The sequence below is a fragment of the Xanthomonas citri pv. citri genome (assembly GCF_000961215.1).
Classification (GTDB): Bacteria; Pseudomonadota; Gammaproteobacteria; order Xanthomonadales; family Xanthomonadaceae; genus Xanthomonas; species Xanthomonas cissicola.
In genome coordinates this window covers 1633126-1654752 of the sequence record NZ_CP008998.1, presented here as the reverse complement: position 1 = coordinate 1654752, position 21627 = coordinate 1633126, and the positions used below count along the sequence as shown (strand labels likewise).

Annotated in this window: 18 protein-coding genes; 12 read left to right on the top strand and 6 right to left on the bottom strand. The window is 64.9% G+C overall.

Annotation, left to right across the window (positions count from 1 at the left end; genetic code table 11):
• Positions 1 to 222: 222 nt before the first annotated feature.
• Entirely contained in the window at positions 223 to 1275 is a 1053-nt protein-coding gene (hpaM, locus tag AMD14_RS07815; protein ID WP_040260446.1) for a type III secretion-associated outer membrane-bound protein HpaM, read from the top strand.
• 68 nt (positions 1276 to 1343) lie between these two features.
• Here hpaM and asnB read toward each other — a convergent pair whose 3' ends face one another.
• From asnB to map, 6 genes are all read right to left on the bottom strand, one after another.
• Positions 1344 to 3038 (bottom strand): asparagine synthase B, encoded by a 1695-nt coding sequence (gene asnB, locus AMD14_RS07810; protein ID WP_011050909.1) that lies wholly within the window; start codon positions 3036 to 3038, stop codon positions 1344 to 1346.
• A gap of 293 nt (positions 3039 to 3331) precedes the next feature.
• A complete protein-coding gene (dapE, locus tag AMD14_RS07805) occupies positions 3332 to 4462 on the bottom strand; it encodes a succinyl-diaminopimelate desuccinylase (RefSeq protein ID WP_011050908.1) in 1131 nt (376 codons plus the stop codon).
• Positions 4463 to 4726: 264 nt separating this feature from the next.
• Positions 4727 to 5083 (bottom strand): arsenate reductase, encoded by a 357-nt coding sequence (locus tag AMD14_RS07800; protein ID WP_003485342.1) that lies wholly within the window; start codon positions 5081 to 5083, stop codon positions 4727 to 4729.
• 189 nt (positions 5084 to 5272) lie between these two features.
• Positions 5273 to 6472 (bottom strand): 2,3,4,5-tetrahydropyridine-2,6-dicarboxylate N-succinyltransferase, encoded by a 1200-nt coding sequence (gene dapD / locus AMD14_RS07795; protein ID WP_015472351.1) that lies wholly within the window; start codon positions 6470 to 6472, stop codon positions 5273 to 5275.
• Between the two features lie 21 nt (positions 6473 to 6493).
• Positions 6494 to 9103, bottom strand: coding sequence for a [protein-PII] uridylyltransferase (locus tag AMD14_RS07790; RefSeq protein ID WP_011050907.1), 2610 nt, complete (start codon positions 9101 to 9103; stop codon positions 6494 to 6496).
• The gene (gene map / locus AMD14_RS07785; protein WP_015462998.1) at positions 9100 to 9876 is read right to left on the bottom strand and encodes a type I methionyl aminopeptidase; all 777 of its coding nucleotides are present in this window, start codon (positions 9874 to 9876) and stop codon (positions 9100 to 9102) included. The genes AMD14_RS07790 and map overlap by 4 nt, the downstream gene beginning before the upstream one ends.
• 317 nt (positions 9877 to 10193) lie before the next feature.
• Here map and AMD14_RS07780 point away from each other — a divergent pair, with 317 nt between their 5' ends.
• From AMD14_RS07780 to frr, 11 genes are all read left to right on the top strand, one after another.
• Positions 10194 to 10718, top strand: a complete 525-nt coding sequence (locus tag AMD14_RS07780) for a Csu type fimbrial protein (protein WP_003485350.1) — start codon at positions 10194 to 10196, stop codon at positions 10716 to 10718.
• Positions 10719 to 10726: 8 nt separating this feature from the next.
• Positions 10727 to 11497 carry a fimbrial biogenesis chaperone gene (locus tag AMD14_RS07775; protein WP_011050905.1) on the top strand — a complete coding sequence of 257 codons (771 nt, stop codon included), beginning with the start codon at positions 10727 to 10729 and terminating at the stop codon, positions 11495 to 11497.
• A 16-nt stretch (positions 11498 to 11513) separates the two neighbouring features.
• Positions 11514 to 13865, top strand: a complete 2352-nt coding sequence (locus AMD14_RS07770; protein ID WP_011050904.1) for a fimbria/pilus outer membrane usher protein — start codon at positions 11514 to 11516, stop codon at positions 13863 to 13865.
• A complete protein-coding gene (locus AMD14_RS07765; RefSeq protein ID WP_015462997.1) occupies positions 13862 to 14896 on the top strand; it encodes a Csu type fimbrial protein in 1035 nt (344 codons plus the stop codon). The genes AMD14_RS07770 and AMD14_RS07765 overlap by 4 nt, the downstream gene beginning before the upstream one ends.
• A 66-nt stretch (positions 14897 to 14962) precedes the next feature.
• A complete protein-coding gene (locus tag AMD14_RS07760) occupies positions 14963 to 15277 on the top strand; it encodes a hypothetical protein (protein WP_015472353.1) in 315 nt (104 codons plus the stop codon).
• Positions 15278 to 15279: 2 nt separating this feature from the next.
• Entirely contained in the window at positions 15280 to 15999 is a 720-nt protein-coding gene (locus AMD14_RS07755; RefSeq protein WP_011050902.1) for a fimbrial biogenesis chaperone, read from the top strand.
• 394 nt (positions 16000 to 16393) lie between these two features.
• Positions 16394 to 17191: a 30S ribosomal protein S2 gene (gene rpsB / locus AMD14_RS07750; RefSeq protein WP_005911732.1), complete on the top strand. Its 798-nt coding sequence runs from the start codon at positions 16394 to 16396 to the stop codon at positions 17189 to 17191.
• A 169-nt stretch (positions 17192 to 17360) separates the two neighbouring features.
• Entirely contained in the window at positions 17361 to 18239 is an 879-nt protein-coding gene (tsf, locus tag AMD14_RS07745; protein ID WP_003485364.1) for a translation elongation factor Ts, read from the top strand.
• A gap of 278 nt (positions 18240 to 18517) precedes the next feature.
• Positions 18518 to 20041, top strand: a complete 1524-nt coding sequence (locus tag AMD14_RS07740; RefSeq protein ID WP_005924972.1) for a sensor domain-containing diguanylate cyclase — start codon at positions 18518 to 18520, stop codon at positions 20039 to 20041.
• A 106-nt stretch (positions 20042 to 20147) separates the two neighbouring features.
• A complete protein-coding gene (gene pyrH / locus AMD14_RS07735; RefSeq protein WP_011050901.1) occupies positions 20148 to 20870 on the top strand; it encodes a UMP kinase in 723 nt (240 codons plus the stop codon).
• Positions 20871 to 21054: 184 nt separating this feature from the next.
• Complete coding sequence (gene frr, locus AMD14_RS07730; protein ID WP_005921623.1) at positions 21055 to 21612, top strand: ribosome recycling factor; 558 nt, start codon at positions 21055 to 21057, stop codon at positions 21610 to 21612.
• Positions 21613 to 21627: the final 15 nt, after the last annotated feature.

Below are 21627 nucleotides of genomic sequence, written 5' to 3'. Positions count from 1 at the left end.
CTGACTGCACGGCGTTTCGCTTGCAATGTGATGCAGGTCAGCGAAGCGACCTCTCGCAATGGGCAAAACAGCCTCGACTGCAGGAACGTAATGAACCTGCGCCGAATCGCACGGCTGCGCATGGGCTGGAACTTAACGTCCGGTGGGACACACTAGAGTCCGTCGCGAATGTGGAGTCTTGCTCCGCACATCGCCCTCCTCCCCCCACTGACCGGAATCCGCATGCCTTTGCTTGCCCGCTCCGTTTCCGCCCTGTTGCCACTGATGTTTGCCACTGCCTGCTCGGCCGCGCCGCCAGCCAAATCCGGCCCGCCGGATGCGCCAGTGGCTGCATGCACCGCCAAGGTACGTCCTGGCCAGGACCTGCAGAAAGCCATCGACAAACTGCCGCAAAGCGACAAGCCCACGGTACTTTGCCTGGAGAAAGGCGAGTTCCCGCTCAATGGCTTGGTATCGATCCATCGCGGCAACTTTACCCTGCGCGGCCAGGGCCCCAGCACCATCGTGCGCATGGCCGACGGCGTGCAGCAGCCGGTGCTGGTGGTCGGCGATTACGAAAACCAGCAGCCCACCGGTGTGATCCGCAACGTCAGCATCGAAGACATGCAGATCGTAGCGAGCACAGGCGATAAGGAGTTCATGCCCGAGCGCCCCTACCTGAGCAACAGCGCGGTGGTGGTGCGGTCCGGACAAGGCATCCGGCTTGCAGGCCTGCAGGTCAACAAGTGCCGCAGCGCGTGCCTGCTGAGCGAGTACGACACCCGCGAGATCACCATCGAAAACAACGATGTGTCGGGCGCAATCTGGGACGGCGTCTCGTTCAACCGCACCGCCAAGGTCACGATGGTCAACAACTATATCCACGACAACGTGGCCGCCGGCCTGACCACCGAACACCTGGAAGACAGCGAGATCCGCAACAACCGTTTCGAGCGCAACGGCAGCCAGGGCATCTATCTCTCCGATGCGAGGCGCAATCGCTTCAGCAACAATCAATTCGATGGCAACAAGGTGGCCGGCGTGTTTCTGGCCTGCGCGATTCGTTATCGCACACCGGAAATTTTGTGCTGGGACAACAGCATGAGCCAGGACAACGTCTTCGAGAACAACCGTTTCGCCAACACGCCGTTTACCTACACCATCGGCGTGGACCGCGCGGCCAACTGCACGTCGGCCGACTTCAAGCCGAACCTTTGGGGCAATAACCAGGCCGACATGGCGGGTGTGGATATCGATCCGCAGCGCTATGGGTACTGCGTGCGGCACGAGCAATAAGACGCGCCAGTCAACGCAGCGGCCGGCCGTGCAGCGATGCACGCCGGCCGCTGCAGTGACTGCAGCCTTTACGAAGCCAGCGCCTGCGCGTGCACCCCGGCAATCGCGCGGCCCGATGGGTCGGCCATCGCGGCAAAACTCGCATCCCAGGCAATCGCCGTTGGCGACGAGCAGGCGATCGACTTGCCGCCCGGCACGGTTTCCGCCGCCGCCTGGCCAGGGAAAAACTGCTCGAACAAGCTGCGATAGAAATACGCCTCCTTGGTCTGCGGCGGGTTGACCGGGTAGCGTCGGTCGGCGGCGGCGAGTTCGCGGTCGCTGACCTGCGACTGCGCATGCGCCTTCAGCCCGTCGATCCAGCCGTAACCCACGCCGTCGCTGAACTGCTCTTTCTGACGCCACAGGATGGATTCGGGCAGGTAGCCGGCAAATGCCTCGCGCAGTACACCCTTCTCCATGCGCGTCGCCCCGCTGCTGGTCTTGTCGATCATCTTGAACCTGGCATCCATGCGCATCGCCACATCCAGGAATTCGCGGTCCAGGAACGGCACACGTGGCTCTACGCCCCAGGCCATCATCGACTTGTTCGCGCGCAGGCAGTCGTAGTTGTTGAGCGCGTCGAGCTTGCGTACCAGCTCTTCGTGGAATTCGCGCGCATTCGGTGCCTTATGGAAATACAGGTAGCCGCCGAAGATCTCATCGCTGCCTTCGCCGGAAAGCACCATCTTGACGCCCATCGCCTTGATCCGCCGCGCCAGCAAGAACATCGGTGTGGAGGCGCGAATGGTGGTGACGTCATAGGTTTCGATGTGGCGAATGACGTCGGGCAATGCATCCAGGCCTTCGTCGAAGGTGTATTCGAAACCGTGATGCACCGTGCCGAGCGCTGCGGCGGCCACTTCGGCCGCGGCCAGATCTGGCGAGCCCTTCAAGCCGATCGCGAACGAATGCAGGCGCGGCCACCAGGCTTCGGTGATGTCGTTTTCTTCGATGCGGTGACGGGCGTAGCGCGCGGCGACGGCCGCAACCAGCGAAGAATCCAGTCCACCGGACAGCAATACACCGTACGGCACATCGGTCATGAGCTGACGGTGCACGGCGCGCTCGAAGGCTTCGCGCAATTCCTGCAGTTGCACCTGTACACCTTCCACCGCGCCGTATTGGCGCCAGGCGCGTTCGTAGTAACGGTTCAGTGCGCCGGTGGCGCTGTCGTACCAATGGCCCGGCGGAAACTGCGCCGCATCGGCACAGTCGTCCACCAGCGATTTCAGTTCCGACGCCACACGCAAACGGCCTTCGCGATCATGCCCCCAGTACAGCGGCACCACACCGATCGGGTCGCGCGCGATGATGACGCGCCCTTCCGTCTTGTCCCACAGCGCGAATGCAAAGATGCCGTTGAGGCGGTTGAGATACGAAGCAGGCGTATCTTCGCGATACAGCGCATTGATCACCTCGCAATCGGAGCCGGTCTGGAACGCGTACGGCTGCAGCAGCTCCGCCTTGAGTTCGCGATGGTTGTAGATCTCGCCATTGACCGCCAGGGCGAGCTGCCCGTCTTCGGAGAGCAATGGTTGCGAGCCGCCGGCCGGATCGACAATGGCCAGGCGCTCGTGCACCAGGATGGCGCCGGTATCGACGTAGACGCCGCTCCAGTCGGGCCCGCGGTGACGCTGCCGCTGTGAACATTCCAGCGCCTGCCGGCGCAGCGCCTGCAGGTCGTCACCGGGTTGCAGGCCGAAAATACCGAAGATGGAACACATGGAAACACTCCTGAAGAACTGCGTGGATTGGCGGCCGGTAAGAGCGTGCTGCACGGATCGACACCCATAAAAAAAACCCGCATCGGCCGATGCGGGTTTTTCTGGTTCCTGGGCGTTTGGTGGACGTCGCCTAGTCGCAGACCCGCATCGGCCGCGCACGATTATTCGCGCGCAGAGTGTTGCGGTTGGCGTTATCGAGATTGGCGAGGCGAATGACCATGTCGCCGACGCTAACGGTTCGGCTGCACCGACGCAACTGTTTCAGTGGCAACAACGGCGTCTGCGTGGCCCGCTCACCCGACCAGCAGGCGCTCGATCAACTTGCGATACAGCGCCGGTAGCGCTTGCAGGTCGGCCACGCGCACATGCTCGTCGACCTGGTGGATGCTGGCATTGACCGGGCCCACCTCGATGCACTGCGCGCCCAATGGCGCGATGAAGCGCGCATCGGAGGTGCCCCCACCGGTGCTTTCTTCCGGCGGCGCGCCGGCGAACTCGCCCAATACCTCACGTGCAACGCTGCGCAACCGCCCTTCCGGGGTGTAGAACGGCTCGCCGCTGCGATGCCAGCGCAGCGCGTAGTCCAGCGCGTGCCGATCGAGCAGCGCGGTGATTTCGGCCTCCAGGCGCGGCGCGTCCCAGTGCGGGGTATAGCGCAGATTGAAGGCCACCTGCAGCTCGCCAGGAATCACGTTATTGGCGCCGGTGCCGGCATGGATGTTGGAGAGTTGCAGGCTGGTGGGCGGAAAGCTTTCGAAGCCGTCGTCCCACTGCCGCGCCACCAGTTCGGCCAGCGCAGGCGCTGCCAGGTGGATCGGGTTGCGCGCCTTGTGCGGATACGCCACATGCCCCTGCACACCCTTGACGGTCAACGTACCGGACAGGCTGCCGCGACGGCCGACGCGCAACAGATCGCCCAGGCGCTCGGTGGACGACGGTTCGCCGGTGATGCACCAGTCGATCGTTTGCCCGCGTTCGCGAAACACCTCGGCAACCCGGCGCACGCCATCGATGGCATCGCCCTCTTCGTCCGAGGTCAGCAACACCGCCAGCGTGCCTGTATGGGATGGATGCGCAGCGACGAATTGCTCTGCGGCGACGACGAATGCGGCGACGCTGCCTTTCATGTCCGCCGCACCACGCCCATACAGCACGCCGTCGCGGATCTGCGGATCGAACGGGGCGCTGGTCCACGCCTCGCGCGGGCCCGGCGGCACCACATCGGTATGCCCGAGCAACACCAGCACCGGCGCACCGCTGCCATGGGTTGCCCACAGATTCTCGACCTCGCCCAGGCGCAAGTGCTCGCAGCTGAAGCCTGCTGCGCGCAGGCGCTGCGCAATCGCGGCCTGACAACCGGCATCCGCCGGCGTTATCGAGGCACGTGCAATGAGGTCACAGGTCAACTCCAGCACATCGCTCATGAAACGTCACCGCAATAGAGCCGCATCTGCGGCGTTGATGGAGGGATTGCGTCTGCATCGATCGGCGTATTTTGGTCGCTGTTGCAGCGGTTGCAGCGGTTGCAGCGGTGGCAGCTAACCGGTTTGCAGGCAATCATCGCGTCATTGCCTGCGCGACGTCGAACGGCTTGCCCAGCGGATGAGCGCGCGATCAGCGTGCGAGACGTAACGCGTCGCGACGATAGCGGCAACACGGTCCGCGGCACCGTCGGAAACCGCAGTCGCTTAGCCAATGCCGAATAGCTTCTTGAAGCCGTTATCGGAAAAGCCCTGATGCAGGGCGCCATCGTCGGCGATGACAAGCGGCCGCCGGATCAGCTGCGGGTACTCGCGCAGCAACAGCTTCCATTCGGCTGCACTGCCCGCCGCCTTGCGGTTGTCCGGCAACTGCCGCCACGTGGTAGAGGACTTGTTGATCAACACATCGAATCCACCGACCTGCTCCGCCCACTCCGCCAGGGTCTGCGGCTCCGGCTTGTGATCGCGATAGTCGACAAACGTATACGCCACACCAAAACGATCCAGCCACTTGGTGGCTTTCTTGCAGGTATCGCAGTTTTTGAGTCCGTAGAGCGTGGTCATGCGAAATATCCCCAAGGGCGGTGCAGAGCCCCTCGCTTATCGAAAGGGGTTGCGATGGAACTGCGCGCGAAGCGACCGGCAAGCGACTTGCAAGCGCGTTGGGACGCGCGTGTCATTGCAGCAACCGAGCGCGCCAAAGGCGCATCCTTGGCCGGCGCTGCGCGGCAGCTGTTGCGGATGCGAAATGGATTAATCCGCCAGACCGCGCAACAGTTCGTTGACGCTGGTCTTGCTGCGCGTCTTGGCATCCACCTGCTTGACGATCACCGCGCAATACAGCGAGTGCGAGCCGTCCTTGGAGGGCAACTGCCCGGACACCACCACGCTGTACGGCGGCACATAGCCGTAAGAAATCTCGCCGGTGGCGCGGTTGTAGATGCGTGTGCTCTGGCCGATGAACACGCCCATGCCGATCACGCTGTGGTGCCCGATGACCACGCCTTCCACCACCTCCGAGCGCGCACCGATGAAGCAGTGATCTTCGATGATGGTGGGACTGGCCTGCAGCGGTTCGAGTACGCCGCCGATGCCGGCGCCGCCGGACAAATGGCAGTGCTTGCCGATCTGCGCGCACGACCCCACGGTAGCCCAGGTATCGACCATGGTGCCTTCGCCGACATAGGCACCGATGTTGGTGAAACTCGGCATCAGCACCACGTCCTTGCCGAAGTAACTGCCGCGACGCGCCACCGCACCCGGCACGACGCGCACGCCGGCCTTGCGGAATTCGGCTTCATGGAAGCCGGCAAAGCGCGATTCCACCTTGTCCCAGAACGGCGCTGGCTGGGCGTCGATCACTGCCATCTCGTTGACGCGGAAATACAGCAGCACCGCTTTTTTCAGCCATTCGTTGACGGTCCAGCCGCCCTGCCCGTCCGGCTCGGCGACGCGGAACTGCCCGCTTTCCAGTCCGTCGATCACGCGGGTGACAATGGCACGGGTGGAACCGTCGATCTCGTCCATGGTCAGCGTGGCGCGCCGTTCGAATGCGCTTTCGATGCCCAGTTTGAGTTCGTCGCTGCCGACCTGCGTGGAGGCGCTGTGCACGGCCTGCTCGGCAATCGGCAGCTTCTTTGCCGCAGCGGCCTTCTTTGCGGCCGGTGCAGCAACCACCTTGGTCGGCTGCCTGGCCACGCGCGGTGCAGCGGAAGTCGCGGTCTTGCCGCCAGTCTTCTTTGCAACGGTTTTCTGGCTTGCTGCATCAGATGCAGCAGTCTTTTTGCCGACAGCGCCCGCTGCCGCGCCCTGCTTGCCGACGCCAACACCTGGCTCGGAGTCGGCAGCAGCCGGCACCTTGGCAGCCTTGCCGCTCGGAGCATTCGCGCGCTTGGACGCTGCGTTGGTGGTGGTCGCGCTCTGCTTGGGCGCGGTTTTCTTGCTGGTGGCCATGGGGGTCTCCGGAGTTGCTAGCTAGACAGGGTCAAGGCAGGCGCACAACGCATCGCGCAGCGCCTGCCGGGCGGATTCGGACAACGGGCGATCATGCTCGTCGGTGATCTGGAACTGGTCTTCGGCACGCTCGCCGAAAGTGGCGATACGCGCGTCGTGCACGCGCAGGTGCTGCATGCGCAACACGTGCGCGACATCGGCGAGCAGGCCGGGGCGGTCGGGTGCGACCAGGCTGATGCGGGTGCGGCGGCCGCCGGCGCTTTCGCTGAACTCCACCCGCGGTGCGAAGCGGAAATGCCGCAACTGGCGCGGCACTGCACGGCGCGCCGGGCGCACCTTCTGCAGATCGCCGGCCAGTACCTGGCGCAGCGTTGCCGCCAGCCGCTGCGGGTCGCCGTCGGCATAGGTCTCCTGCGGCAACACTTCGAACACGTCGAAGATCGCATCGTGTGGCGCGTCCAGTACACGTGCGCGATGGATGCCGTAGCCCTTGCGATCGAGCGTTGCCACAATGGCCGCAAACAGCCCGTCGCGGTCCGGCGAATACACGAACACTTCCAGCGCGTCGTTATCCGGCACCGCGCGACGCGCCTTGACCAGGGTCTGACCGATCTCCACTTCGATCAGCGAGGCCGCCTGCCACGCCAATTGCTCGGGACGGAAGCGCAGGAAATTCTCGTCCGGCATGCCGGCGAATTGCCGGTCGATGGTGACATCGTCATGCCCTTGCGCCTGCATCAAGGTGCGCGCCGACTCGCGCGCTTCGCGTAGCCGTTCTTCGCGCGGCGGTGGGTGTTCCAGGCCCTCGCGCAACGCGCGACGCGCAGCGAAATACAGATCCGCCAACAGCCGATCTTTCCACGCGTTCCACAACTTGGGACTGGTGCCGGCGATATCGGCACAGGTGAGCAGGTACAGATAGTCCAGACGCTCGCGGGTGCCGACCAAGGTCGCGAAACGATGGATCACCTCCGGGTCGGAAATGTCCTGTTTCTGCGCGGTGACCGACATGCGCAAATGCTGCTCCACCAGCCAGGTCACCAGCTCGGTATCGCCCTCGCTCAAGCGATGCGCCAGGCAGAACGCGCGCGCATCCACCGCGCCCAGTTCCGAATGATCGCCGCCGCGGCCCTTGGCGATGTCGTGGAACAGGCCCGCCAGCAACAGCAGTTCCGGCTTGCGCAGACGCGGCCAGACTTCGTGCGCGATCGAGAAATGTTCATCGGCACGGCCTGCGGCAAACAGCGCAATGTTCCGCAACACCATCAAGGTGTGCTGGTCCACCGTGTAGACATGGAACAGGTCGAACTGCATGCGTCCGGAAACGCTGGCGAATGCCGGAATCCACTGGCCCAGCACGCCCAGCCGCGCCATGCGATTGAGCGTCTCCACCGCACGCGGGCCGCGCAGCAACGCCATGAAGCGTTCCCGGGCGGTCGCATCGGCAACCTCGTATGCCGGCAGGTCGCGCAGGACCTCGGCCAGCGCGCGCGCGGTCAGCGAATGCAGTCCGCGCACCTCGCGATGCGCGGCCCATTGCGCAAACAGCGCGAACACCTGCAGCACATCGCCGTCCGGCCAGCTCTCGGTGTCGGCAGCCAGATAGCCGCGGCGCAGGCTGAAGCCGCCGCCCAGCGGTTCCGGCGTCGCTTCGCCATCGAACTGTTCTTCGAAGCGCTGCAACAAGCGGTCGCTGATGCGGCGGATCAACGCAGCGCTGCGATAAAAGCGCTGCATCATTTTTTCCACGCCCAGGCTTTCCGGGTCGTCGGCGAACCCCAACCGTTCGGCCAGGGTCTTTTGATAATCGAACCGCAGGCGCTCTTCCGGCCGGTTGGCCACGATGTGCAGACCGAAACGCAGACGGGCAAGCTCTTCGCGCTCGCGACGCAACGCGGCGGCTTCGTCGAAGCCGACATGGCCCAGCCCGACCAAGGCCTCAAGGTCCTTGACCCCGAACGCGCGCAAGGCCATCCAGCCCAGCGTCTGCAGATCGCGCAGACCGCCGGGGCCGTCCTTGATATCAGGTTCGAGATTATCGGCGGTGTCGCCGAAGCGCTGATGGCGCGCCAGCAATTCCTCGCGCTTGGCCTGGAAGAAATCGCGCGGCGGCCACACCTGCGGCGGCGCGATCGCCGTGGCCAGCGCAGCGCGCGCCTGGGCGTCGGCCACCAGCGCGCGCGATTCGATCAAGGCAGTGAGCACGGTCTGGTCGGCCGCCGCAGCGGTGCACTGCGCCGGCGAGCGCACCGCGTGACTGATCGGCAGGCCCACATCCCAGAGCAGCGCAAACAGGCGCGCCAGGGCCTGCTCGTGCTGCTGTTGCGCGGCGGTGTCGCCCAGCACCAGCACATCCACATCCGAGCGCGGAAACAATTCGCCACGTCCATAGCCGCCGACCGCATGCAGCGACAAACCGCTATCGGCCGGAATACAGCGCATCCAGGCATTGCGCATCAATTGGTCGACCGCGCGTGCGCGCAACGCGACCAGGCGCTCGATCGGCTCACCCTGATCGAAGCGTTTGCACAGGCGCATGTCCACATGCACCAGCAGCGGACGGGCCTGCGCGGCCCAGTCCGCGTCGCCGGCGACGCCCGGGTCGGGTCGCTCCGCCGGCGTGTCCGTCATACCGGCGCGGGCGAATTGGCCGACAGCGTCAACACATCCACGCCGTCTTCGGTGACCGCAACCATGTGTTCCCACTGCGCAGACAGCTTGCGGTCCTTGGTGACCACGGTCCAGCCGTCGGGCAGCGTCTTATGGTGATAGGTGCCTTCGTTGATCATCGGCTCGATGGTGAAGGTCATGCCCGGCTTGAGCACCAACCCTTCGCCCGGGCGGCCGTAATGCATCACCTGCGGCTCGTCGTGATACACCTTGCCGATGCCGTGGCCACAGTAATCGCGTACCACGCTGAAGCGCTCGGCTTCGGCGAACTTCTGGATCGCATGGCCCACATCGCCCAGCGTGGCACCCGGCTTGACCGCCCGGATACCGCGCCACATCGCTTCATGCGTCGTTTCGACCAAGCGCTTGGCCATCACCGACGGAGTGCCGACGTAGTACATGCGGCTGGTGTCGCCGTGCCAGCCGTCCTTGATGACGGTGACGTCGATATTGACGATGTCGCCGTCCTTCAACACCTTGGCCGCACTCGGGATGCCGTGACAGATCACGTTGTTGACCGAGGTGCACACGCTCTTGGGGAAGCCGCGATAGCCGACATTGGCGGGGATGGTGCCCTGCACGTTGACGATGTGGTCGTGGCAGATGCGGTCCAGCTCGGCAGTGGTCACGCCCGGCTTCACGTGCGGTGCCACCACATCGAGCACCTCGGCGGCCAAGCGGCCGGCGACGCGCATCAGTTCAATTTCTTCTTTGGTTTTCAGATTGACGCTCATGGCCGCGATTATCGCCGATCCGGGCTGAATCTGAACGACCCGCGCCTGCGTTTTTTATGAGACGCCGTGGGTCGCCTCAAGCGGACCGCACAGCAAAAAACCGGCGCGGCCTCCCATTCATGCGTGACGCAGTGCACTCAGCGTCAAAACTTGCCTTAACGAAGCCATCCGTAAGACATCGCACTTTTACGATTAAAACGAGTGAAGACAACTAGATAGCGCGTGAATTCGGCGTTATGTTTGGCACAGCTGATGCATTGCAGGGAAGGCGACGACTCGTCGCGTCATCAATGACCAGAACGGTCAAGGAAATGTCCATGCGTACTGTCCGCCCTGTCCTGCTGTCGCTCGGCCTGCTCTCGACCATTGGCTTGGCGAGCGCGGCAGACACCACCACGTTCAACGTCAAGATCGCGGTCACCAAGGCCTGCACGATCACCGCTGCGTCCGCCACGGACGTCGACTTCGGCTCGGTGCTCTCGACCTCGACCGCCAATGCGGACGCCAACGGCAGCGTGACCGCCCAGTGCACCGCGCTGACGCCGTACAACATCGCATTGAGCGCGGGCAGCAATGCCGGCACCGCCAACGACGTCACCACCCGCCGCATGAAAAATACCGACGCGCTGGTGACCACCAACAACTACATCGCCTATCAGCTCTACCAGGATCTGGGCCGCAGCACGGTCTGGGGCAGCACCACCGGCACCAACACGCTCAGCCGCACCGCCACCGGCCTGAATCAGGTCTACCCGGTCTACGGTCGCGTGACCAACCCGTCGGCCAACAACCCCGCGACCGGTAGTTACCAGGACACGATCACTGCCACGATCGTCTATTGAGTCCGCGCATGCCTGTGCATCACCGCCCGTTGTCACGTTTACCGGTCTGGCTGATGGCGGCCGGGCTGGCGACGGCGCTGGTCATGGCCAACGGCGGCTTGCCGAGGCCGGCGCATGCCGCCAGCCTGCAGTTGGCCCCTACATCGCTGAGCCTGAGTGCCCAGCAGACCGCCGACGGCCTGTGGCTGAGCAACAGCGGCAGCACGCCGGTCCAGGTGCAGACCCGCGCCTATCGCTGGACCCAGCGCGATGGGCAGGATCAGCTCGACCCCACCCAGGATCTGCTGGTCAGCCCGCCGATGCGCACCCTGGCCGCTGGCGAACGCCAGTTGATCCGGGTCATCCGCGCCGGGCCTGCCCCGAGCGGGCAGGAGCAGTGTTACCGCATCATCGTCGACGAGCTGCCCAGCGCCGATGCCGACCGCAAAGGCATGCAGTTCGTGCTGCGTTATTCGGTGCCGGTCTTCCTGCTGCCGCCCGGCAATACCGAACCGTCGCCGGCCCTGAGCGCGCAGGTGGTCGCCGGCAGCGATGGCAAGGCGCAGATCCAGATCAGCAACACCGGCACCGGCCATGCGCAGGTCGCCGACCTGCGGCACCAGGTCGATGGCGCAACCAAGACCGCATTGAACGGCTTGGTCGGTTATGTACTGCCCGGGCAGACCATGCGTTGGTCGCTGGGTGCGCCGCTGGCGCAGTTCGGCCGCGGCACCATCATCGCAAGGATCAATGGTGAGGCTGACGAACGTACTTTGTTGGCCGCGCCGACGGCGCCTTGATGCGGCGCGACTGGCGATGACGCTGCTTGCGACCGCCAGCTGCCTGGGCAGCGCCGCAGCCGGCGATCTGGCCGATGTGGCGTCGCTTCCCGATCCGCCGCCGCCCAGCGCCACGCCACAGCCGCAAACACTCTATCTGGACGTGACCTTGAACCAGGCCGACCGCGGCTTGGCGCCGTTCGAACTGGTCGACGGGCGGCTGCGCGGCTCGGTGGAAACCCTGCGCAAACTCGGCTTCATCCTGGCCGACCGCGTCCCTGGCGAATTGGTCGATCTGGACCGCCTGCCCGACGTGGAAGTGCGCTACGACGCCGCGCTGCAGCGGCTCGCGCTGCAGGCGCCGCTGGCGCAGCTGTCGTTGTCCACCACGGTGCTGAAAGCCGAAGAAGTGGCTCCGCCCAGTGCCAGCGCATCGCCAGGCATGCTGCTCAATTACGACCTGTATGCCACCCGCAACGCCGGCGTCAGCAGCGCGTCGCTGGCCACCGAAGTGCGCGCCTTCGGCATCGGGCGCGGCATGGTCGATACCACTGCGGTCTTTCTGGCCTACGACCGTCCACAGGACAAACGCTGGCGCAGCGAAGCGGTGCGCCTGGATAGTGCCTGGCAGATGGATTTCCCGGATAGCGCCACCAGCCTGAGCGTGGGCGATTTCTATAGCGGCTTTGTCGACTGGAGCCGCTCGATCCGCCTGGGCGGCGTGCAGATCGGCCGCAATTACGCCTTGCAACCATATCGGGTACTGACGCCCACGCCGAGCTTTCTCGGCGAAGCGGCGGTGCCTTCCACCGTTGAGCTGTATGTGGACGGCATGCGCCAGTACAGCGGCCAGGTGCCGGCCGGCCCGTTTCAGCTGGCCGCGCAACCGGGCATCAGCGGCACGGGCCAGGCGCAGATCGTGGTGACCGATGCGTTCGGCCGCGTGCGTCGGCTGGATTTTGCGTTCTATGGCACACCGCAGTTGCTGGCGCGCGGCATTTCCGAATGGTCGGCCGGCATCGGCCATCTGCGCCGCGACTACGGCGTGCGCTCGTTTTCCTATGACCAACGTCGTGTGGCCAGCGCCACCTTTCGCGAAGGCCTGCGCGACGACTTCACGATCGAAGCGCATGCCGAAACTGGCGGTGGCGTGATCAATGCAGGCGCGGGCGGCGTGTGGTTGCTTGGCGTGGGCGGTGTATTCAACGCCGCCTACGCGCACGGCCGGATGGACGCGTTGCGTGGCGGCCAGTACGTGCTGGGCTACGCCTGGAACAACCGGCGTTTCAACGTCAATCTGGGCAGCCAGCGCACCCATGGCGATTACCGCGACCTGGGCGCGTTGCAAGGCGCCCTGCCAGCGCGCGTCAGCGACCGCGCAGCACTCGGCGTCAACGTCGACCCGATCGGTTCGCTCGGCACCAGCTATGTGCGGCTGAGCTATCCGCAGGGCGATACCTCGCGCTATGCGAGCGTGTTCTGGTCGCGCAGCTTCGGGCGCAACTGGGCGGCCAATTTATCGGGCAATCAGAATCTGGATGTCCCCAGCGATCGCAGCCTGTACCTGTCGCTGTCGACCACCTTCGGCGAAGTGCGTCAGGCCAGCGCATCGATGCAGCGCAACGGCGACCGCACCGGCGTGGTGGCCGATGTCAGCCAGCCGCTGCCTGGCGATGGCGATCTGGGCGGCATCGGCTGGCGCCTGCAAGGACGTGCCGGCGACGATGCCAGCGGCGGGCTGGCCGAACTGGGCTGGTTGAACCGGGTCGGCCGTTACAACCTCGGCGCAGCAACCCAGGACGGCGACAGCTTCGGCTATGCCAGCGCCAGCGGCAGCCTGGTGTGGATGAACGGCCGCACCTTCGCCGCGCGCGATATCCAGGACGCGTTCGCGGTGGTCACCACCGACGGCCAGCCCGGCATTCCGGTGCGGCTGGAAAACCGCTTGATCGGGGTCACCGACGCGCGCGGCACCCTGCTGGTCACGCCACTGCAATCCTGGCAGCGCAACCAGCTCTCCATCGACACCTTGAGCCTGCCGGCGGACCTGCGCGTGGACCGGGTCGACACCACGGTGACACCGCGCCAGCAATCCGGTGTGGCGGTGCGCTTCGGCATCACCCGCGTGCGCGCCGCCATCATCGTGCTGCACGATGCGCACGGCGCGCCGTTGCCCGTCGGCAGCATGGTGCAGCGCGACGGCAGCACCGACCGCGTGGTGGTCGGCTACGACGGCGAAACCTATCTGGACAACCTGCAACGCGACAACCGCCTCATGGTGGACCTGCCCCAGGGCCGTTGCGTTGCGCAGTTCGCGTATCCAGCCGACCCGGGCGGCATCCCGCGAGTGGGCCCGCTGCAGTGCATCCCTGAGCAGACCACGCCATGAGCATGTCCACGTGTTGGCGCCTGATGCTCGCGCTGACGATCGCGATGTTGTGGCTTTGGCCCAGCGAGCGGGCGCACGCGGACACCACCTGCACCGTCACCCTCGGCACGCCGTTGGCATTCGGCAACGTGGCGGCCAACGGCACCACCGATGCAGTGGCAACACTCAATGTCTCCTGCGCGACGGCCGCGCTCAGCGTGCTGGGCTATGCACAAGTCAGCCTCTGCCTGGACCTTGGCCCCGGCAGTGCCAGCAGCGGCGTGTATGCCCCGCGCCGCATGCTCAACTCCACCAGCGACAGCCTGGATTTCCAGATCTACAGCGAGGCAACACGCACGCAGATCTGGGGCGCCACCGGGTCGGCCGCTCCCTCGCCGCGGACATTGACACTGTCCTACACCGTCCCGGTGATCACCGGCGGCTCGCAGACCACCACCATCACCGTGTATGGGCGGATTCCGGCCAACCAGATCCTTTCGGTCGGCAACCACACCAGCAGCTTTGGCGGCGCCGACACCGTGCTGCGCTACTCCTACAACGAAAGCATCACCGGGATGCCCTCGCTGCCGAGCAGTTGCACCGCTGGCGGCACCGGCTCCAAGACTGCCAGCAACGCCTTCCCGTTCACCGCCTCGGCCACTGTGCCGGCTCGCTGCAATGCCTACGTCACCACCGATCTGGACTTCGGCAGCATCGCCGGCAGCATCGACACCGCCATCGATCGCTCCTCCACCATCAGCCTGGCCTGCACCAACCGCACCGCCTGGAATATCGGGCTGGACAATGGCAGCAATGCCAGCGGCAGCGTGCGGCGCATGCGTCACGCCAGCAGCGCCAATTACATCGACTACGAGCTCTACAGCAATACCGGGCGCAGCAATCGGTGGGGCACCGTCATCGGGGTGGACACGCTGTCCGGTACCGGCAATGGCACCACCCAGACCGTCACGGTGTATGGACGCGCGCCGGCCCCACAACTGCCGATTGCCGGCGCCTACACAGACACGGTGACCGTCTCCATCACTTACTGACAGTTAATAAAGTTCGTATCGGGGGCGTCGCTATTTCTTACGTCTCCAATGTAAACGATTGCCTCCATGACGCAGGTCACCCTCCTGAAGCGACTGACCCTGGTTGCTCTGACTGGCGTCGCGACCTCTACCGTGGCGAACGCGGCCACTGCGCGGGGGCCGGAGAACTCCACCCTGCACATCGGCCTGCGCCTGCTCAGCGGTTGCGAACTGCGTACCGCGCCGCCGCGCGCCAGTTGCTCCAGGGGCACGCCGATGGCGATCGCCGAGCCGCCCAGCAGCAATGAGGCACCCGCTGTCACCAGCACCGGCCAGGACGCCAGCGCACTTGCCGGGCCGATGCCCGCAGGCAGCGCGCGCATCACCACCATCGCGTTCTGAGCATGGCCACTGCCCGTTACCTTCGCGATCTGTTGGCCCTGGTCCTGGGCGGTATGGCAGGAAGCGGCGCCGCCAGTGCTGCCGAGATCGCCATCGCGCCGACCACCGCGCATATCCCGGCCGACAGCGATCAGGTAACGGTCTGGCTTTACAACCAGGCCGCCCAGCCATGGCGTGCCGACGCCAAGCTCTACCGCTGGCGCCAGGACGGTGAGCGCGAACTCCTCGAGCCGGCCACCGGCGCCACCGTCAGCCCGGCGCATTTCGAAATACCATCGCAGGGCCGGCAACTGCTGCGCGTGATCCGCCTCGGCCCCAGCCCCACGCAGGCCGAAGACAGCTACCGGCTCGTCGTGACCCAGCACGCGATCGGCAACGAGACCGACCTGCTGCGTTATTCTACCCCCGTGTTTGCACAGCCCAGCCAGGCCCGCGCAGCGCAACCGGCGCTGCATGCCAGCCTGGCCGGGCACGGCAGCCAGCGCGCGTTGCGCATCTACAATTCCGGCCCCAGCCATGCGCGCCTGGCCGACCTGGCCTATATCGATGCCGGCGGTACCCGCCGCAACATCCGCAACGACCTGGCCGGCTACGTCCTCCCCGGCCAGACCCGCCAATGGACCCTGCCCGCCAACCTGCCCGCAGGCAGCGGCCGCTTCGTGGCGCGTATCAACAGCGATATCGAAAGCACGCTGGCCTTGGAGCCGGGAGTGGGGAATTGAGAATTGGGAATGGGTCAAGCGGATTGCGCTAGCTGATCGCGGGCTCGTGAACGCCCAAGCGCACCAGGCTCTGCGATTCCCGATTCCCGATTCCCGATTCCCGATTCCCGCCAATTGCATCACGTTGACTCGCCGGCTATACTCCGCCGGCTGTTTTGCGTCTCTTGCGCATTGCGTCGTCCACGTCGGACGTCACCGACGAATTCACACCTGCTGCCGCCATCCGCGCCGGGGTGCCCTCACAAGGGGTTCGTCGCGGAGGCAACAGGGAAGCCCAACCCCGGAATTACGTGCGTTTACTGCGAACCTCTCGCAAGAACCCGCACATCCATGTGCGGACTCTTCAAAAAGTCAGGGCCGCGCACGGCGATTCCGCTCTTACGGAGTTACTGCAATGCCCCAAGTCACCATGCGTCAGATGCTGGAAGCCGGCGTCCATTTCGGCCACCAGACCCGCTACTGGAACCCCAAGATGGCGCCGTACATCTTCGGCGCGCGCGGCAAGATCCACATCATCAACCTCGAGAAGACCGTTCCGCTCTTCAACGACGCGATGAACTTCCTCTCCTCGGTTGCGCAGAAGCGCGGCACCGTGCTGTTCCTGGGCACCAAGCGCAGCGCGCGCGAGTCCATCAAGGAAGAAGCCGAGCGTTGCAACATGCCGTTCATGACCCAGCGCTGGCTGGGCGGCACGCTGACCAACTTCCGTACCGTCAAGCAGTCGGTTGCCCGCCTGAAGGAGCTGGAAGCGGCAGAGACCGACGGCACCTTCGACAAGCTGGTCAAGCATGAAGTGCTGGGCCTGCGTCGCGAGCGCGAGAAGCTGGACGCCTCGCTCGGCGGCATCAAGGAAATGAACCGTCTGCCCGACGCGATCTTCGTGATCGATATCGGCCATGAAGACATCGCCATCAAGGAAGCCAAGAAGCTCGGCATTCCGGTGATCGCCGTGGTCGACACCAACTACGATCCGGCCCTGGTCGACTACGCCATCCCGGGCAACGACGACGCCATCCGCGCCGTGCAGCTGTACGCACGCGCCGCTGCCGATGCCGTGCTGGAAGGCAAGGCTGCTGCGCCGAACTCGGCGTCGGTGCGCGAAGAAGAGTTCTCGGCCGACGCCGCCGACGAAGGCAAGGGCCGTCGCGCTCCGGCCAAGAAGGGCGACAAGAAGGCTGACGCCGCCGAGTAATCGGCGTGCAATGCGGCCGCACCATGCTGTGCGGCCGCAGTCCCGACGGCGCCCTCGCGCTCCGTCGTTGAGGCTACTGCATACATCTACGGGGGCAGCGGCATGCCGCACCGTCTCCTACTGGCGGAATCACTTCCGCCGCACGCATTCGTCCATATGAGGTAATTCCATGGAAATCACTGCTTCCCTGGTCAAGGAACTGCGCGAGCGCACCGGCGCCGGCATGATGGAGTGCAAGAAGGCACTCGTCGAAAACGCAGGCGACATCGACGCCGCGGCCGAGTGGCTGCGCAAGTCGGGCCTGGCCAAGGCCGACAAGAAGGCCGACCGCGTTGCCGCCGAAGGCCGCATCGCCACCGCCCAGGCCGGCGGCAAGGCCGTGCTGGTCGAAGTCAACTCCGAGACCGACTTCGTCGCCAAGGACGAGAACTTCCTGGCCTTCACCGAGGTTGTGGCCAATGCCGCACTGAACTCGGACGCTGCCGATGCCGAAGCGCTCAAGAGCGTCAAGCTCGACAGCGGCGAGACCATCGAAGAGCGTCGCGCTGCGGTGATCGCCAAGGTCGGCGAAAACCTGCAGGTGCGTCGCCTGGTCCGTATCGACAGCGCCAACAACGTCGCGGCCTATGTGCACGGCGGCCGTATCGGCGTGCTGGTCGAACTGAAGGGTGGCGACATCGAGCTGGCGCGCGGCATCGCCATGCACATCGCGGCGATGAACCCGCCGCACGTCAAGGCGTCCGACGTTCCGGCCGAATTCGTTGCCAAGGAAAAGGAAATCGAACTGGCCAAGATGTCCGAAAAGGACAAGGCCAAGCCGGCCGAGATCCTGGAAAAGATCATCAGCGGCAAGATCAGCAAGATCGTCAACGAAGTAACGCTGTACGGCCAGCCGTATGTGCTCAACACCGACCAGACCGTCGAGCAGGCAGTCAAGGCCGCCGGCGCCGAAGTGATCGGCTTCCAGCGCCTGGCCGTTGGCGAAGGCATCGAGAAGGTGGTGGAAGACTACGCCGCCGAAGTGATGAAGCAGGCCGGCCTGGCCTGATCTTCCCCGCTCGAAGGAAAGCCGCGGCATGCCGCGGCTTTTTTTTGCCTGTCGATCGCGCATCCGCACACCGGCGCGAACCTGAAGCGAACGCATCCGGCACAGCGGCAAAGCGGCCTCAACTCTACAGATGTCATCGGCATTGCCGTTACCCCAAGATGCCGACCAGGCTTTTCGCGTTCCATCACGCATGTCTTGTGGCGCGGCGATGGCGGAGCATGGCGCGCCCCACTCAACGACCGCAGCTGTATGCTTGTGGCCACTGTTGGCAATGACTCATGCAACCAGATCTCCAGGCCGCCCTGCACTACTGCCGCAACCTGCCCTCGCCGCCTGGCGTTGCGCTGCGCATCATCGAACTTGCGCAGGATCCGGACGTGGACATGACCACCACGGCCAAGGTCATCGGCATGGACATGGCATTGAGCGCACGCATGCTGCGGGTGGCCAATTCCCCGCTCTACGCCAGTCGCCGCCGCATCGACAATCTCGGCCAGGCACTGACCATGCTCGGCCTCAACGCGACCTTGAGCCTGGCACTGGGCTTTTCGATGGTGCACGGCGTTCGCAGCACCTTCATCGCCCACCCCTTGCATGAGCGCATCTGGCGACGCGCCGGCCTATGCGCGCTGGCCAGTCGCATCCTCGGCCAGGCCTACGGCATCCGCAAGCCCGAAGAATTGATGCTGGCCGGCCTGCTGCAGGACATCGGCAAGTTGGCCCTGCTGCAAGGTGCGCCGGATCTATACGGGCCGCTGCTGGAACAGGCCGCCGACAACACCGCGCTGCTGGATGCCGAACGCGAACAGCTGGGCGCCACGCATGCCGAAGTCGGCGCCTGGCTGGCGCATCAGTGGCAGCTGCCGCCGTATCTGCAGAATGCGATTGCGCAGAGCGAAGAAGAGCCGGCAGGCCTGGAACCGTTCATGGCCTGCGTGGCGCTATCCGGGCGCCTGGCCGATATCTGGCTCTCGGCCAGTGCGGTCGCCGCAACCGAACATGCGCAGCAGCAGGCCCAGGACGTGCTGGAGCTGGATGCCGAACGCTTCGAAAAAGTGATCGAACGCATCGCCGAATCGCTACCGGAACTGGAAGCCCTGTTCGACATCCGCGTGCCGCAGCCCGAGCACATCCAGATGATCTTCGAGCAGGCGCGTGAACTGGCGATGCTGCGTAGCCTGCGCGAATTGCAGGACGTGGCCGAAGCGCGCCGGCATGCCGACGAATCGGAAAACCGCATGCGCCACCTGGCCGAACAGGCCAGCCGCGATGCGTTGACCGGGGTATTCAATCGGCATCAGCTCGGTACCGCGCTGACGCATGAGTTCGAACTGGCCTCGCGGCAGGGCTGGCCGCTGTCGATCGCCTTCATCGACCTGGACGACTTCAAGCGCGTCAACGATGCGCACGGACATCTGGTCGGCGATGAAGTGTTGCGCAATTTCGCGCAAACGCTGCAACGCATGGTGCGCACCAGCGACCTGGTGGCGCGCTACGGCGGCGAAGAATTCCTGGTGATCCTGCCCAATACACCTGCCGATGCGGCGCTGATGGTGATCGAACGCATCCTGGCCGAAACCGCGCGCACGCCGATGGCGCAACTGCAGGGCGGCCCACTGCATATCACCTTCTCTGCGGGTCTTGCCACGCACGGCGGTGCCGAGCGCCAGTTCGACAGCATCGACCATCTGTTGCAGGCCGCCGACAGCACGCTGTATCGCTCCAAGCATCGCGGCCGCAACCGCGTCACCGCTTACGATGCGACCGACGTACCAACGCCGCCGAACCCGCGCGCGCATTGAGCAACCGGTCACGCCACTGCCAACAAAGGAATTTTTACCACGCCAGGTGACAGGCTTCCGCTAGAATTGCCGGCGTTTGCCGATCCCCCACCCCCGAGGTCTCCCCATGTCCGAACTTTCCTATCGCCGCATTCTTCTCAAACTTTCCGGGGAGGCGCTGATGGGAGACGGGGATTACGGCATCGACCCCAAAGTCATCAATCGTCTGGCGCATGAGGTGATCGAAGCCCAGCAGGCCGGCGCGCAGGTGGCGCTGGTGATCGGCGGTGGCAACATCTTCCGCGGCGCCGGCCTGGCTGCCAGCGGCATGGACCGCGTCACCGGCGATCACATGGGCATGCTGGCCACGGTGATCAATGCATTGGCGATGCAGGATGCGCTGGAAAAGCTCGGCGCCAAGGTGCGCGTAATGAGCGCGATCAAGATCAACGACGTCTGCGAAGACTTCATCCGTCGCCGCGCGATCCGTCACCTGGAAAAGGGTCGCATCGCGATCTTCGCCGCCGGCACCGGCAACCCGTTCTTCACCACCGACTCGGGCGCAGCGCTGCGCGCGATCGAGATCGGTGCCGACCTGCTGCTCAAGGCGACCAAGGTCGACGGCGTGTACGACAAGGATCCGAAGAAGCACACCGATGCGGTGCGCTACGACAGCCTGACCTACGACCGGGTGATCCTGCAGGGCCTGGAAGTGATGGATACCGCCGCCTTCGCACTGGCGCGCGACAGTGACCTGCCGCTGCGCATCTTCGGCATGAGCGAACCGGGCGTGCTGCTGCGCATCCTGCATGGCGAGCAGATCGGCACGTTGGTGCAGGGCCGCAGCTGAGGCTGGGAATCGGGATTGGGGAATCGGGAATCGTTGAGCGCAGTGCTGACGCCTGCGTCGATGCCTGTCCGTCGAGCGCCTCCAGCGGCAAGTGAACCGCTGCGCGGGTGTTGACGGCCCGCGAGTCGTGAAACCTCAGTCCCGGCTATAATCTCCGGATTCAGCTCCACACGGATTCCCGGCGATGCTCACCCAGATCAAACAAGACGCGCAGACGCGCATGACCAAGAGCATCGATGCTCTGCGCCATTCCCTCACCACCATCCGCACCGGCCGTGCCTCGCCGGCGCTGCTGGACGGCATCAAGGTCAAGGCCTACGGCGCCGACACGCCCCTGAATCAGGTTGCCAGCATCAGCGTGTCCGAAGGCCGCTCGCTGGTCATCAGCCTGTTCGACAAGGGCATGATCAAGGACGTGGAAAAAGCCATTTACGCCTCGGATCTGGGTCTGACCCCGACCGTGGTCGGCACCGTGATCCGCCTGAACCTGCCGCCGCTGACCGAGGAGCGCCGCAAGGAGCTCAGCAAGTCCGTGCATGGCGAGGGCGAAGACAGCAAGGTGGCCATCCGCAACATCCGCCGCGACGCCAACCAGCAGGTCAAGGATCTGCTCAAGGACAAGGCCGTCACCGAAGACGAAGCCCGCAGCGCCGAGGACGATATCCAGAAGCTCACCGACAAGGCCATCAAGGACGTGGATGAGGTCGTCAAAGGCAAGGAACAGGAATTGATGACGGTCTGATCGTGGCGTCGCCTG

Bases quoted from the DNA above. Each gene is read 5' to 3' on its own strand.
- hpaM (WP_040260446.1), top strand. From the start codon at position 223: ATGCCTTTGCTTGCCCGCTCCGTTTCCGCCCTGTTGCCACTGATGTTT.
- asnB (WP_011050909.1), bottom strand. From the start codon at position 3,038: ATGTGTTCCATCTTCGGTATTTTCGGCCTGCAACCCGGTGACGACCTG.
- dapE (WP_011050908.1), bottom strand. From the start codon at position 4,462: ATGAGCGATGTGCTGGAGTTGACCTGTGACCTCATTGCACGTGCCTCG.
- AMD14_RS07800 (WP_003485342.1), bottom strand. From the start codon at position 5,083: ATGACCACGCTCTACGGACTCAAAAACTGCGATACCTGCAAGAAAGCC.
- dapD (WP_015472351.1), bottom strand. From the start codon at position 6,472: ATGGCCACCAGCAAGAAAACCGCGCCCAAGCAGAGCGCGACCACCACC.
- AMD14_RS07790 (WP_011050907.1), bottom strand. From the start codon at position 9,103: ATGACGGACACGCCGGCGGAGCGACCCGACCCGGGCGTCGCCGGCGAC.
- map (WP_015462998.1), bottom strand. From the start codon at position 9,876: ATGAGCGTCAATCTGAAAACCAAAGAAGAAATTGAACTGATGCGCGTC.
- AMD14_RS07780 (WP_003485350.1), top strand. From the start codon at position 10,194: ATGCGTACTGTCCGCCCTGTCCTGCTGTCGCTCGGCCTGCTCTCGACC.
- AMD14_RS07775 (WP_011050905.1), top strand. From the start codon at position 10,727: ATGCCTGTGCATCACCGCCCGTTGTCACGTTTACCGGTCTGGCTGATG.
- AMD14_RS07770 (WP_011050904.1), top strand. From the start codon at position 11,514: ATGACGCTGCTTGCGACCGCCAGCTGCCTGGGCAGCGCCGCAGCCGGC.
- AMD14_RS07765 (WP_015462997.1), top strand. From the start codon at position 13,862: ATGAGCATGTCCACGTGTTGGCGCCTGATGCTCGCGCTGACGATCGCG.
- AMD14_RS07760 (WP_015472353.1), top strand. From the start codon at position 14,963: ATGACGCAGGTCACCCTCCTGAAGCGACTGACCCTGGTTGCTCTGACT.
- AMD14_RS07755 (WP_011050902.1), top strand. From the start codon at position 15,280: ATGGCCACTGCCCGTTACCTTCGCGATCTGTTGGCCCTGGTCCTGGGC.
- rpsB (WP_005911732.1), top strand. From the start codon at position 16,394: ATGCCCCAAGTCACCATGCGTCAGATGCTGGAAGCCGGCGTCCATTTC.
- tsf (WP_003485364.1), top strand. From the start codon at position 17,361: ATGGAAATCACTGCTTCCCTGGTCAAGGAACTGCGCGAGCGCACCGGC.
- AMD14_RS07740 (WP_005924972.1), top strand. From the start codon at position 18,518: ATGCAACCAGATCTCCAGGCCGCCCTGCACTACTGCCGCAACCTGCCC.
- pyrH (WP_011050901.1), top strand. From the start codon at position 20,148: ATGTCCGAACTTTCCTATCGCCGCATTCTTCTCAAACTTTCCGGGGAG.
- frr (WP_005921623.1), top strand. From the start codon at position 21,055: ATGCTCACCCAGATCAAACAAGACGCGCAGACGCGCATGACCAAGAGC.